The sequence below is a fragment of the Sphingobacterium sp. B16(2022) genome (assembly GCF_012030425.1).
GTDB classification, from domain to species: domain Bacteria; phylum Bacteroidota; class Bacteroidia; order Sphingobacteriales; family Sphingobacteriaceae; genus Sphingobacterium; species Sphingobacterium anhuiense.
In genome coordinates this window covers 1980171-1992113 of record NZ_JAAUVN010000001.1, presented here as the reverse complement: position 1 = coordinate 1992113, position 11943 = coordinate 1980171, and the positions used below count along the sequence as shown (strand labels likewise).

9 protein-coding genes are annotated in these 11943 nt (G+C 40.0%); 5 read left to right on the top strand and 4 right to left on the bottom strand.

Annotated elements, in window-relative coordinates; all coding sequences use genetic code 11:
• From HCX49_RS08780 to HCX49_RS08760, 5 genes are all read left to right on the top strand, one after another.
• A complete protein-coding gene (locus HCX49_RS08780; protein WP_168126840.1) occupies positions 1 to 1434 on the top strand; it encodes a hypothetical protein in 1434 nt (477 codons plus the stop codon).
• An 82-nt stretch (positions 1435 to 1516) separates the two neighbouring features.
• The gene (locus tag HCX49_RS08775; RefSeq protein ID WP_132773649.1) at positions 1517 to 2188 is read left to right on the top strand and encodes a GDSL-type esterase/lipase family protein; all 672 of its coding nucleotides are present in this window, start codon (positions 1517 to 1519) and stop codon (positions 2186 to 2188) included.
• 73 nt (positions 2189 to 2261) lie between these two features.
• Positions 2262 to 4544: an FAD-dependent oxidoreductase gene (locus HCX49_RS08770; protein WP_168126839.1), complete on the top strand. Its 2283-nt coding sequence runs from the start codon at positions 2262 to 2264 to the stop codon at positions 4542 to 4544.
• Positions 4545 to 4587: 43 nt separating this feature from the next.
• Positions 4588 to 6267, top strand: coding sequence for a sodium:solute symporter family protein (locus HCX49_RS08765; RefSeq protein ID WP_168126838.1), 1680 nt, complete (start codon positions 4588 to 4590; stop codon positions 6265 to 6267).
• A gap of 251 nt (positions 6268 to 6518) precedes the next feature.
• Positions 6519 to 7865, top strand: a complete 1347-nt coding sequence (locus HCX49_RS08760; RefSeq protein ID WP_168126837.1) for an anaerobic C4-dicarboxylate transporter family protein — start codon at positions 6519 to 6521, stop codon at positions 7863 to 7865.
• Between the two features lie 369 nt (positions 7866 to 8234).
• On the opposite strand, the gene HCX49_RS08755 is transcribed toward HCX49_RS08760, so the two are convergent.
• The 4 genes from HCX49_RS08755 to HCX49_RS08740 all read right to left on the bottom strand — a co-directional run bounded on the left by HCX49_RS08755 (position 8235) and on the right by HCX49_RS08740 (position 11750).
• A complete protein-coding gene (locus HCX49_RS08755) occupies positions 8235 to 8615 on the bottom strand; it encodes a glyoxalase superfamily protein (RefSeq protein WP_346600591.1) in 381 nt (126 codons plus the stop codon).
• A gap of 172 nt (positions 8616 to 8787) precedes the next feature.
• A complete protein-coding gene (locus tag HCX49_RS08750; RefSeq protein ID WP_132773659.1) occupies positions 8788 to 9213 on the bottom strand; it encodes a DUF2251 domain-containing protein in 426 nt (141 codons plus the stop codon).
• Between the two features lie 315 nt (positions 9214 to 9528).
• Complete coding sequence (locus HCX49_RS08745) at positions 9529 to 10491, bottom strand: alpha/beta fold hydrolase (protein WP_168126835.1); 963 nt, start codon at positions 10489 to 10491, stop codon at positions 9529 to 9531.
• Positions 10492 to 10775: 284 nt separating this feature from the next.
• Positions 10776 to 11750 carry a glycoside hydrolase family 43 protein gene (locus HCX49_RS08740; RefSeq protein ID WP_021188255.1) on the bottom strand — a complete coding sequence of 325 codons (975 nt, stop codon included), beginning with the start codon at positions 11748 to 11750 and terminating at the stop codon, positions 10776 to 10778.
• Positions 11751 to 11943: the final 193 nt, after the last annotated feature.

Here is an 11943-nt window from a genome sequence, read left to right as displayed (position 1 = left end):
ATGAACAGACGTATAAATTATTTAAAAAGTTATTGGGTACTACTGATATGCCTAGGGGCCGTATCTACAGTATTGGGGTGCAACCGCTTCGGACAGGATCTGCCCATTGCGGAAGAGCTAACGGCAAACAATCTTGCACGCATGGCATCGACGGTCGGCCAATTGGATTCACCAATGGTGAAGAGTTTGGCTTATCAAGTCATCGTCAATAATGATACCTTGGATGTATGGCAGGAAACCTGCTATGATCTTGCCCAAAACGGTGGACAGACAGACGTCCATACGGCGTTATTCAACTATACCCCTGGTGCTCAGGTTAAGATTATTTGCAATACGACCTTCTCCAACTTTACGCTGTCGCCTAAGCGATTGGATATACCGGTAGTGAAAAATGGGAACGAACTGACATTTACCGTTCCAGAATATTATAATTATGCCTTAGCAATCCCCGGAAGAGCTCCTCTATTCCTATTTGGTGCTCCTGACTACAGCGCTTACAAGCCTGGAGCTGTTGTGTTTGCAAAAGGTGTGCACGAAGGCGTAAATGGGGTCTTCAAACTTGCATCGAATACAACTTATTATCTAGAAGAAGGGGCTATATTAAAAGGAAAAGTGCTGATTGAAAATGTCTCCAATGTCAAACTAATCGGTCGGGGATATATCGATGACCGCACTGCTCCTGTAGCGGGTAATTTCGTCAAAGTCTATCGCAGCCAAAATATTGAACTTCGCGGATTTGGCGTTCGACATGCTGCTTTAGGCTGGCAAGTGGATATGGTCAACTCTTCAGATGTAGAGGTATCACATCTTAATCTATTAAGTTTTGGACAGAATAATGATGGTTTAGATCTAGGTTCGGGCTGTCAGGATGTACATTTTTCCCACTGCTTTATCGGATCGGGAGATGATGGTTTTGGTTGGCATGCGACAAATGCTGCTGCAGATGGGGAAACACCCCTATTAAATTGCAGTGCGCACGATTGTATGATCTGGAAAAATCAAGTGGGGGTAGGTATTCGTATTGGGTCGTCTTTAGAAACCAGCAGTGTCGAACAGCTTACTTTTAAAGACATAGATATTGCCCAAATGACCTGGGGTGGTCATTCTGTAGCCATACCGCACTCGGATTGGGCCGATGTAAAGAATATTACGTTTGAAGGTATTCGAGATGAAACAGCAGGCAATACGCGGTTTGTCCTTATGTATATCAAGCAAAATGCAAATTCAAACCCTGTATACAGACCTGGAACTATTTCCGATATCCGATTTATTGACTGTACGAGTAGTGCTACCGCAGCAATATTTGAGGGTTATGATGCCGCGCATATGATCAAAAATGTCAGTTTCAAAAACGTAAAGGTTGGGGGAAGAGACATGCTTCAGTCAGATATTGTAGCAAATGCCTTTACATCCAATATCACAGTGGTGGATTAGGAATCGAAATGGATGATATAATTTATAAATAATCAAAACAAACCGATCCGTCAGATAGCGGATTACAAAGTAACTTATACAGATGAAAACAACTCAGATAATATGGATATGCTTACTGCTCGGTATGACTATACCTCATCTTTATGCCCAGTCGACATTGACACAACAGGAGAAATGGGAACAAAAAATACAACGATATGAACAGTTGGACGCCCAATATCCACCTCCACCTGATGTGATTCTGTTTGTTGGCAGTTCGACCATTGAGAATTGGAAGACTCTAAAGGATGATTTTTCGGATAAAGCGATCCTTAATAGGGGTGTGTCCGGAACCAAGACAATAGATCTTTACAATTATAGGGATCGATTGATAACCCCCTATGATCCGAAGCAAATTTTCATTTACGAAGGTGATAATGACATCGGACTACGCTGGTCGACCGAACGCATTGTTGCGCAGTTCGCCCTCCTGTTTAATGCAATAAGGAAAGAGAAACCAAATGCGGAAATAATCTTTATCTCCATAAAGCCATCACCTCGTCGATTAAAAGATAAAAACCAAGTGGAAGAGGTAAATGCGGAGATACAACGATTTATAGCAAAACAAGAGCGGGCCAAATATGCGGATGTATATACCGAGATGTTGGAAGCTAATGGCGATTTGATTCCAGCATATTATCGTGAAGATGGACTTCATCTTACTGCGGAGGGATACGACGTCTGGAAAAAAGTTATATCCAAGTTTATACAGTGAAATTGAAGAATATGCCCCAGGCTTTAGGGACATTAGAAAGTGAGTAGAGCGTTGATTAAAATAGAAAAAATATATGATTTACAGTAAGGGGGGAACCTCCAGAGTATTAAAAAAGGAAATCATCACGGCGGATCTGACGATCGTAGGAGGAGGGATGTCCGGGGTTTGTGCAGCTATTACTGCGGCTAGACAAGGACTAAACGTCGTATTGGTACAGGATCGCTCTGTACTGGGAGGCAATGCCTCCAGTGAGGTAAGATTGTGGATATTGGGAGCGACTTCCCATATGGGTAATAATAATAGATGGAGTCGGGAAGGAGGGGTTATTGATGAAATATTGGTCGAAAACGTATATCGCAATCCGGAGGGTAACGCAGTTATATTAGATATGATCCTATTGGATAAGGTAAAACAGGAATCAAATATAAGGTTGTTGCTCAATACCAGTGTTCACGAAGTGCAGAAAGACGGAAATGAAATCATCAAGTCTGTCCATGCTTTTTGTAGTCAGAACTCCACGCAATATGAATTGGTATCTCCTTTATTCTGCGATGCTTCTGGAGATGGAATTGTAGGCTTTCTTTCTGGCGCTGCATTCCGCATGGGAGCAGAAAGTCGGGAAGAATTTGATGAACCTATGGCGCCAGATACATCCTACGGGGAGCTATTGGGACATACCTTGTATTTTTATACAAAAGATGTAGAAAAACCAGTGTCCTATACTCCACCTGCCTTTGCGATGGACGTGACCAAGGAAATTCCACGATTCAAAAACTTCAATGCCAAAGAACATGGATGTAAATTGTGGTGGGTGGAATATGGAGGACGACTGGATACGGTACATGATACCGAAGAGATCAAGTGGGAGCTTTGGAAAGTCATTTATGGCGTGTGGGATTATATTAAGAATTCTGGACAATTTCCTGAAGCCGATACGCTGACATTGGAGTGGGTAGGAATGGTACCCGGTAAAAGAGAGAGCCGTCGATTTGAAGGGGATTACATATTGACACAGAAAGATGTGGTGGAGCAACGGCAGTATCCAGATGCGGTGGCATATGGCGGCTGGTCTATTGACCTCCATCCTGCAGATGGTGTATTTAGCGACCGTCAACCATGTAACCAATGGCATAGTAAAGGTATTTTTCATATCCCTTATCGTTGCCTATACAGCCATAATATTCAAAATCTCTTCTTGGCTGGTCGTATTATCAGTGTTTCCCATGTTGCATTTGGTGCTACCAGAGTGATGGCAACATGTGCATATGTAGCGCAAGCTGTGGCTGTGGCAGCGCAATTGTGTATCCGGCACCAACTTATGCCACGACAGATTGGTCAGGACCATTATATGGTTGAGTTGCAAAAAGAACTACAGAAATCGGGTCAGTATATTCCCGGAAGTAAATTGTCCGACGATGATGACCTTGTACAGCAGGCGGAACTAACCGTTTCGAGTACGTTGGCTTTTAAGGGATTTTCGAGCGAAAATTTAGTGTGGAAAGACCTTGAAATTTCTGCTGCACAACTACTTCCTGTGGTGGTTGGAGCATTGCCGATCTTTCTTTTGGAAGTAGAAGCTATTAAGCAGACAACATTAAATGTCGAGGTGAGGGCGAGTAAACGGAGGGGCGGATTTACTCCAGACAAAACGCTTGCAAAGAAGCACATAGCGCTTAAAGAAGGATTTCATACGCTATCTTTAGATTTTGAATTAGAAGTCGATCAAGATCAGTATATCTTTCTTACATTTCTACAGAATACGGATATACGTCTGGCTTATTCCAATCAGCGAATCTCGGGATTACTATCTGTATTCAATGGCGTCAATAAGGCTGTCTCCAATAATGGAAAACAGGAGGCCCTACCGGAATCTGGAGTGGATTCTTTTGAGTTTTGGACTCCACAGCGTCGACCGGAAGGACACAATCTAGCACTTGGATTATCTTCGGTCCTCTCTGTCTTTGACATCCAAAATGTCCGAAACGGCATTGATAGACCAACTATTCAGCCCAATGCTTGGGTCGCTGCAGTCGACGACAACAGTCCAATGATCTCCATCAAATGGTCTCGGGAACAGACCATCCGACGAATTCAAATTAATTTTGATACCGATTGGGATCATGCGATGGAATCAGTATTGATGACTCATCCGGAGAAGGCTATGCCATTCTGTGTTCGGAATTACAGAATTGAAGATGGGCAGGGCAAGGTTATATATACAGGAAGAGAAAATTTCCGAACCAGAAATGTGATCGAACTTCAAGAACCGTGCGTGACCGACAAGATGACAATTCATCTTGAACACCCTTCATCAGATGTACCTGCGGCAGTTTTTGCAGTCAGGTGCTATGAATAGATAAGAAGACAATTATTTTCGTTAATTTAATGTTTGATACAAGATGATAGATACAGTAGTCATAATAGTTTTTTCGGTCTTCATTATGCTCGTCGGAATTAGTTTTTCACGAACAGGAAGAAATTTAAAATCTTTTTTTGCAGGTGGAGAAGCTGTTCCTTGGTTTATTGGCGGGATGTCACTGTTCATGAGTTTCTTCTCAGCTGGTACATTCGTAGCTTGGGGATCCATCGCCTATAGTCACGGTTGGGTAGCCATTACGATCCAATGGACAATGTGTATAGGGGGGCTCATTACAGGACTATATTTGGCTCCTAAATGGAAGGCCACAGGCAACCTTACTGCTGCCGAATTTATTAAGGAGCGCTTGGGTAACGCTGTTCAGAAGTGTTATATCTATGTATTTATGCTGGTATCGGTTTTTATCAAAGGATCGGTACTCTATTCAGTGGCCAAACTTGTTTCGGAGTCGTTGGGATATCCTTTGATCCCAGTAACCATCGTATTGGGAATTTTGATGATCGCCTACACGGCTATTGGGGGGCTGTGGGCAGTGATGGTGACAGATATACTGCAGTTTGTCGTATTGACGGCAGCGATATTGATTGTAATTCCTTTGGTGTTCCAGGAGGTTGGTGGCGTACAGTCATTTTTGGATCAAGTGCCCGAAGACTTCTTTAATGTGGTGAGTGGTGAATATACCTGGGGATTTATATTGGCATTTGCGTTGTATCATATTTTTTATATCGGCGGAAACTGGACATTCGTGCAGCGGTATACCAGTGTGGATACGCCTCGGTCTGCATCGAAGGTCGCTTATTTATTTGCCGCATTGTACATTGTCAGTCCCATGTTATGGATGATTCCGCCCATGGTCTATAAAGTCATTAATCCAAATCTTATAGGTCTAGCTACGGAGGGTGCTTATATAATGGTTTGTAAGAAGGTTCTTCCCGCTGGATTATTAGGATTGATGCTGACAGGAATGTACTTTTCTACATCGGCTTCAGCAAATACGGCATTGAATGTTGTATCTGCTGTATTTACCAATGATATTTATAAAGGATCGGTAAATCCGCAGGCATCAGAAAAGAAACTGATGTTTATAGCTCGGGCATCTTCTTGGTTTTTTGGACTTTTTATGATTATTGTTGCGCTTATAGTGCCACTAATTGGGGGGATAGTCGAGTTTACCCTGAGCATAGGAGCGATTACAGGTGGACCGTTGCTAGCACCACCCATATGGGCACTGTTTTCAAAGCGGCTAACAGGAAAAGCGACCATATACATCACTGGAATAAGCCTATCTGTAAATTTGCTATTTAAAATTGTCTTTCCGTTGTTGATGGATTATAAACTCAGTAGGGCCAATGAGATGTTACTCGGTGTTGCGCTTCCATTTCTCTTGTTGATTTGCGTTGAAATATTTGCGAAATCGAGAGGGTTAATAAGTCCAGAGTATATGAATCTTCAAAAGGTGAAAGCAAAGCGAAAGGAAGCTATAAAACAAATAGATGAAGAAGAGGAGATTGCATTACAGAATCAGAATGTATTCGGGTTGAAGATGATCGCATTTTCACTTAGCTTTATAGCAGTTCTTCTGTACGTATTGTGTTTTTTCTTTGCAGATCGTTCGCCATTGGTAGGAGGAATTGCGACGGTGATATTGATGACCGCACTCATCCCGTGGAGAGCGGCTAAAAAAGTATCACCTATGAAGTAATATCATTGCATAAGGTAACTAAATTATTGATCATAAATAGCTTATTCATGTCCTGTGCGCTATTTGCATAGGTCTTTGAGATGCCATTTTAAAAAACCTTAAATTATGAAACAAATACATAGATGGAGGGTAGAACTAAATTTTACGATCCGAAAAGCAGATGCTTATCCATCTACTTTTCGGATCGTGAAGATAAAGTGTAAGAAACCCAATTCCATAGAAAATTTAATTTATCCTAAATTTATAGTACAATGATATTCTGGCAACTCGGGATCCTGCTGATCATGATCTTGATCGGATCCCAAATGAAAGGGATAGGTCTTGGAATAATGGGAATGGTTGGTTTACTGATCTTCGTGCTGGTGTTTAAAATGACACCCGCAGACCCACCTGTAGCGGTGTTATTAATTATTCTGGCCATTGTGACTACGGCAGCTACCCTGCAGGCGGCAGGTGGTTTGGATTATCTTGTGAGTATTGCCGAACGTATAATCCGTAAAAACCCAAGCCAGATTACGTTTATCGCCCCTTTTGTTACTTATTTCCTATGTCTATTCGCAGGGACAGCCCACATCGTCTATTCCCTTTTGCCCATCATTGCTGAAGTCTCCGCCAAAAGGCGGATACGCCCTGAAAGACCACTTTCGGTATCCGTGATAGCCTCACATCTGGCCATCACAGGAAGTCCAATGAGCGCAGCTAGTGCTTCTCTTGCAGGTATGTTGGCATATTCTTCAGCATCCATCGATATTATGAAAGTATGTATCCCAGCTGCTCTGTGTGGTATACTGGCAAGTGTGTTGGCTGTGCGCAAAAAAGGAGTTGAGCTCGACAAAGACCCGATATTTTTAGAGAAGATGAAGGACCCCGAATTTGCGCACTCAATGGATCCCAGTCGCATCGGGAACGTAAATCATCAGTATGTCCCTGCGCCAGGGGCCAAAATTGCGGTAGCAATATTTGGATTGGCGATTCTTCTGGTTATTTTCTTTGGTGCATTTCCAGCCTTTGTTCCTTATGTAGGTGGAGGACCTAGCTTTAGTGTGAGTGAAAATGGAACTATCAATCTCACAAGCTTAATTATTCTGATTACCTTATCTGCTTCTGGATGCATCATGTTGATCACGAAGACTCCGGCTGCTAAGGTGGCAAAGATGACGCTCTTTACTTCGATGGCTTCAGCTGTCGTATCTGTATTGGGGGTAGTGTGGATGAGTGCCACTTTTATGTTGGCCAATGAAGAGATAATCGAACATACTTTCAAGGATGTTGTGACGGAGCACCCTTGGACATTTGCAATTGCGTTGTTCTTCATGGGAGCACTTACTTTTAGTCAAGCAGCCACCACTCGGGCTATTATGCCTATGGGGCTAGCTCTTGGTATCTCGAGTCCACATTTATTGGCAATGTTTCCCGCAGTAAATGGAGACTTCTTTCTTCCAGGTTATCCCACGCTCGTAGCAGCCATTGACTTTGATCGAACAGGAAGTACCAAAATTGGGAAATTTGTAGTCAATCACAGTTTTATGTTACCTGGGTTGGTGGCGATTGCCGTAACAATCTTTGTTGGTTTTATTTTAAGTGGTTTTTTACTTTAATTTGTTCACAAGCTTTCTATCTGATGTGAGATTCAGCAGTTTCATCCCATTCAACAGTTATTCTATGTGCTCCGTTTTCAGAATGTACGCCAATGAAATTACGCCAATGAAATTCGGAAGTCCTTTTGGTTTTATATTTTTAAGCGTTAACAGGCAAATGCCCACTATTGCTTTTCCTTTTTAAATATTGTTGAAGAAATTACGAATGAGTGATATGCCAGGTCAACGGGTATCAGACATTTCCAAATGGATAAATACTGGGTATTAACGAAGTGTGGATGAAACTTTTGAATAAAACCACTTTGTCATTTTAAAGAATTTTTAATTTCAGAATGAAGTTTTCTTAGCCGTTATTGTCAACCGATTTTTTTATAAATGGGTCAATAAATTAATAGTTACTCCATTTGGGTCTTTTACAAAAAATCGTCTTACTCCCCAACTTTCATTGGTTATAGGATACACAATTTCAATTTTTTGATTTTTGGCACGTTCAAAAAAGTTATCTATATCCGAAACCTCAATTGATAAAAATATTGCCGAGTTATCTAAAGGATTGTTTTTGTTGTTTTTGAAAATAGAAATTTGTGCTGTTGTGTTTTCTTTTGATACGAAAGTTAATATCCAATCCATATCCATCGCTAAGTCCATTCCTAAGAAATCAGTATAGAATTGCTTGCTTTTCTCTATGTCGTTTGAATAAATATTTGGAACAATTCTTAGCATTATTACTTTATTTTTCGTTGTGTGAATTTTATTTTTTCAGCTTGTTGCCAACGAAGTTGGATATCTGTAGCAAATATACAGATATCCAACTTCGTTAGTATAGTTAGTAACTCCAATAGCTACTTTTTGTTCTTAAACAACCTTTCAAATCTTTCCGGTTTGGTTTCATATAAATCTTCAATGCCATGACCTCTATCTTTTAATTTTTGTTTCTTGATAATTCTATGAGCAGATCATCAGTCAAATGTCTTTCAGCAATTAATGTCCATTTATTACTTGATTTTGGAAAGCCAGTTCTGCAGTAACCTGCTTTATTTTCAAAATCAAAAACGGCATGATAATAATTGTTAATAGATAAAAAAGCTTTAGTAAGATCTTCAGACCATAGAATTTTCAAAGTTGAAGGCTTCTCTTTATCAGTAACATTCGCAACATTATAAATGTGCAAAGCATCTAAAACATCCAACTTATCGTTATTTCTGCCGATGGCATAAAAATATCCTGTTTCATTATTGTCTTCAAATACAACTGCATTATTATTTTCAGCAGTAGAGTCTATAAAAGTATCTTGACCGATTGAGAAAACCTGCTCTTCATAAAGTACTACCTGAGGTCTATCATTCATTTCATTGTAGTTTGGTATAACTAATATAAGACTTTCTTTTCTTCTTCAAGCAGACCTCTTCAGGAGCAGTGTATGTATTTTGGGTTTTTGCTTAGCCTATAAAAGAGGCGCTAATAACACTTATATATAATTTTCGTTTTTTTGCTGTCAATCCAACCGAAGCAAAGTGCTTCATCAATGGCTTCACTCCAACTTAATTAAGTAATATTTTTTTGTGTAATAAACAAGCCAAACAGATTGTTTGGACTGATGGTTTTTTTCAACAACTGTCTCCAATCTGTTTGGTTTTGAGGAAAATAAGTTTCTACCTCCTTGTTAAGCATTTTGTTGTTCTAACCATTTTAAAATGGCTTGTGTAGCTTCCTCTGGCTTTTCTTGTTGAATCCAATGACCACAATCCAGACTGACAACATCCAGATTAGGAACAATATTTTTTAGGTTTTCAGACTTTGGAATCGTGTCCAGATCACCATATATCATAAGAGTCGGCTGATGAATGATTGGCGTTACGTCCGCCATGAAGTGCCAGTTTCTATCCATGTTTCTATACCAATTTATACCCCCTGTAAATCCTGATGATTCAAAGGCGGAAACGAACACTGCGAGTTCATTGTCGCTCATCAAGGGTTCGCCAAGCGGTTTTTCCGCCCTTGCAAGATTAATCATCAGCACTCCTGGTTCAGGAGGTGTGGGAGCTGAGCTTTTGCGGAATATATTACGAAGGAACTGAGCAGTGTTTTCATTCATAATCGCATCTGCTACCCCAGGTTGTCTGTTGAAATGAACAAAATAGAAGTCTGCTCCAAATATTGCTTCCATCAACTCAATCCATGGCTTTTGACCACGATCTTGATAAGGCAAAGCCAAGTTGATGATTTTATTTACCCGATCAGGATGCAATAGTGCTAGATTCCAAACCACATTTGACCCCCAGTCATGACCCACAAATGTAGCATCCTTATATCCATAATGGTCGAGCAGGGCAATAAGGTCACCAGTCAAATGTTCAATATCATAATCCGTCACTTCAGTCGGACTTGAAGAATTACCATAGCCACGTTGATTTGGGACAATTACATGGTAGCCAGCCGCGACAAGAGCCGGTATTTGATAACGCCATGAAAATGCATGCTCTGGAAACCCGTGGCAGAGAACGATAGGTTTCTCAGAATTTTGCTGACCTGCTTCAAATACTTCCAGAACTACTCCATTAACAGAGATCATTTTAGGTTCTGGAAATTCGATTGCATTAGATCCAGTATTGATTACGTTTGTCATTCCTATATCTTTTAAATATTAATTAATGACGCAAATCTATAAGGGAGAAGTGACAGCCTTATGTCAGGAGTCTAAAATAAATGAGAGGTGTCAAATTACGCTTGTAGGATCATTTTTAAAGTCCAAATTTGTATATAATTATATTTTTACTATAGTAGCTTTATTATAAGTCGTTTATTAAGAGTAAATCTTCCAGCAATTTTGATGATCTGCTATGGAAGTCTATTTTAGAGCAGACTTTTGCACATTTTTCTTTGCAACGCTGGCAATTATATTGACATAATTTATTTAACAATTAGCGGTCTAATAGGTTCTCCAACAATGCTTAATACGCCATCAGATGAAATTGCTAAATCATTAATGTATGATGTCCTTGGAGCGACACTTGTGGAGCTGGCATGAGCATGGTATATATATTTATATCCGCCATCAGCACTTATAAATGGAGCTCCATGACCTGTACCGAGCAATCCCGATGCTGAGGGATGATCTCTCCTTAGGATGGGGTTGCCACTATATTTCTTCCAAGGACCTTTGGGTGAACTGGCTGTTGCATAGCCTACGGCGTAATCCTGGCTTTCAAAATGATTGGCAGAGTAAATTAGATAGTACGTGTTGCCTCGTTTTAAGATTGACGGCCCTTCTACGACTGTAGCTTGTTTCTTCTCCCATGGTTCACTTGTACTTATGCATTTTGTGAGCGTTTCTGCTTTTATACTCTGTAAATCATTATTCATCTCGGCCATCCAAATGACATTTCCATCCGTAAATCGGACATAAAATAAATATGGCGTTCCGTCCTCGTCGATAAAAAGAGAAGTGTCAATTCCTTTTTCATTTGGAATAATAGGTTTTTTTTCTTCTTGAATAAAAGGCCCTTCTGGGCTTGAGGAAGAAGCAACACAAATATGTTCATCAACAGAATAGAACATGTAAAACTTTTTGTGAGCGGTTACATAATATACTTCTGGTGCCCAGAACCATCGGGTTCCCCAAGAGTCTTGAGGGGAAAGTGCTAAATTTTTATGACGCTTCCAATGCTTTAGATCATCGGAAATATAAACTTCAAAACCATTTATGCGGGTGCCATATGCATAGTATTTGCCATTATGGAATAATACGTAAGGGTCTGCAATAGGTAGCTCGTTTTCGATAATTTTAACAGACTTATTATCATTTGCATTACAATATAAAGACAGTATAAAAAATAAACTTATAATCGTTATTAAACGATAAGGAATGCTTGTCATAATTTTCATTTTTTTGAATTCAAATCTTATGAAGAATTAGCCATAAATTCAAATACCGATGAATCTGTTGAGCATTTTGCTCATGCATGATACAAATTGGAATAATTTTGAATAAAATGGGCAATGTTATGTAAACTTTAATTTACATTTTTACGTGATATAGATTTGTAATTGGGCTTCAATACAATTATAAACAAAAAAA

Coding starts and splice junctions, on each gene's coding strand:
- HCX49_RS08780 (WP_168126840.1), top strand. CDS start 1: ATGAACAGACGTATAAATTATTTAAAAAGTTATTGGGTACTACTGATA.
- HCX49_RS08775 (WP_132773649.1), top strand. CDS start 1,517: ATGAAAACAACTCAGATAATATGGATATGCTTACTGCTCGGTATGACT.
- HCX49_RS08770 (WP_168126839.1), top strand. CDS start 2,262: ATGATTTACAGTAAGGGGGGAACCTCCAGAGTATTAAAAAAGGAAATC.
- HCX49_RS08765 (WP_168126838.1), top strand. CDS start 4,588: ATGATAGATACAGTAGTCATAATAGTTTTTTCGGTCTTCATTATGCTC.
- HCX49_RS08760 (WP_168126837.1), top strand. CDS start 6,519: ATGATATTCTGGCAACTCGGGATCCTGCTGATCATGATCTTGATCGGA.
- HCX49_RS08750 (WP_132773659.1), bottom strand. CDS start 9,213: ATGAATGATAGACCTCAGGTAGTACTTTATGAAGAGCAGGTTTTCTCA.
- HCX49_RS08745 (WP_168126835.1), bottom strand. CDS start 10,491: ATGACAAACGTAATCAATACTGGATCTAATGCAATCGAATTTCCAGAA.
- HCX49_RS08740 (WP_021188255.1), bottom strand. CDS start 11,750: ATGAAAATTATGACAAGCATTCCTTATCGTTTAATAACGATTATAAGT.